The organism is Streptomyces sp. URMC 129, assembly GCF_051386415.1.
Lineage (GTDB): Bacteria > Actinomycetota > Actinomycetes > Streptomycetales > Streptomycetaceae > Streptomyces.
Map to the genome: position 1 here is coordinate 1 of NZ_JBPQTQ010000267.1, position 1,566 is coordinate 1,566.

The 1,566-nt window shown below is 75.2% G+C and carries 2 protein-coding genes and 1 pseudogene; all 3 read right to left on the reverse strand.

Features of this window, described 5'->3' with window-relative positions; translation table 11 throughout:
• Positions 1–407: hypothetical protein (locus tag ACSNOC_RS27670; protein ID WP_436750318.1), on the reverse strand; the 407-nt coding region annotated here is incomplete at its 3' end.
• 69 nt (positions 408–476) lie between these two features.
• On the reverse strand, positions 477–1,124 hold the full coding sequence (locus tag ACSNOC_RS27675; RefSeq protein WP_436750319.1) for a phosphatase domain-containing putative toxin: 648 nt from the start codon (positions 1,122–1,124) through the stop codon (positions 477–479).
• Positions 1,125–1,321: 197 nt separating this feature from the next.
• A pseudogene (locus tag ACSNOC_RS27680) lies at positions 1,322–1,566 on the reverse strand (hypothetical protein); the annotation flags it as partial.

Consider the following 1,566-nt stretch of genomic DNA (forward strand, 5'->3'; position numbering starts at 1 on the left):
GGGCAGGGGAGGGTGGGGTCGGTGTGGTTGGGGGAGCAGCCGATTGCGTCCAGGGTGAGGAAGCCCGTGCCGCGCAGGTACCAGGCCGCGTGGACGTCGCGGCCACGGGCGAGGGCGTCGGCGGCGGCGGCGATCCGCTGGGGGACCGTTTCCCGGTCGTGGTCCACGGCGAACGCGGGGGACGCCCGTTCCGTCTCGTGGCGGAACCACTCCGCCGCCTCCGCCGCGTCGCCGCAGGTGCGGCTGATCGCGGAGGCCGGGCGCAGCAGCCAGTCACTGACGCGCAGCGGCGTGCACGGGTTCGCGAGGAAGCCGGGGGACGGCGGGGTGCCCGGCCGGCGGTCGGCCTCCTGGTCGAACAGGCGGCGTTCCCCCTGCCAGTGGTAAGCGTGAAAGTGCGCGGGCATGCCTTAACAGTTCGTCGCCCGCGCGGGGGAACTGGAGACCCGGAGCGGTGACGCCCCGGGCCGTCGGCGTCAGAAGAGGTGCAGCGAGGCGTTGATCCGGCGCGGGGCGTCCAGCAGGCGGCTGACGGCCTGCACGGCCAGCGGCGGCTGGTCGGCCTCGTCCGGGTCCGCCGTCAGCACGTAGTAGATCTGCTCCACCGACGGCGGGCCCACGGCCAGGGTCCGCAGTGCCGCCTCGCCCGAGCCCGCCTGGCCGGTCCGGACCAGGTACGCGGCCGAGATCGAGCCGGTGCGCCCGACGCCCGCGCCGCAGTGCACGAAGACCGGGCCCGGCGAGGCCTCGACCGCCGCCAGGAACTCGTCGACCTGCTCCTTGGTCGGCGTCTGCCCGTCCCGGATCGGCATGCGGATCACGTCCAGGCCCGCCTCGCCGGGCAGCGCGAGCTGCCGTTCGGACAGGTCCTCGGCCCGCAGGTCGATCACGGTCCGCACGCCGCGGTCCGCCAGTTCCTCGTAGCCGTCGGGGCCGGGCGCCGAGCCGCGCCACAGCTTGTCGTCGACCTGGAGGAAGTGGTTGATCCCGGCGACGCGCTCGCCGGACGAGTGCTGCTGCTGGGCCAGGAACGACACCCCGAGCGTGCCGAGCACGGTGGCCAGCCACAGGGCGACGTAGCCGACGGCGCAGACGGCCGCGACCTTGCCCGCCCGGCGGGCCACGAGCCGCGGGGTCGGCCGCGGGCGCTCGGGAGGAGCGGGGGCGACCACCACCGGCGTCGGGGGAGTCGGAGCGGACAGAACGGGCACAAGATCACCACCAGGGGCATCGGGGACGAACGGACACGCTAACCCGGCACCTCAGCACGACCGCGAACGATGTGTCCAACGCAACTGGTCATCACATGATCGACAGCGCGTCACCGTGCCGGGTCGGCCTGCCCGGCACCCAGCACCCCGGCCCGCACCCGGTCCGCCCGCGCGTCGCTCAGGCAGCCGCGCAGCCGGTGCAGGTCGTGCTCGGAGAGCGCGGGCCGCACCACGCCCACGAAGACGCCGGAGTCCAGGCCCGCCAGCGGCGCGTGCTCGCGCAGCACGGATGTCGAACGGCGGCAGCCCTCCCACAGCGCGCGCGCCGCCTGCTCGCGGGCCCCGGGTTCGACCC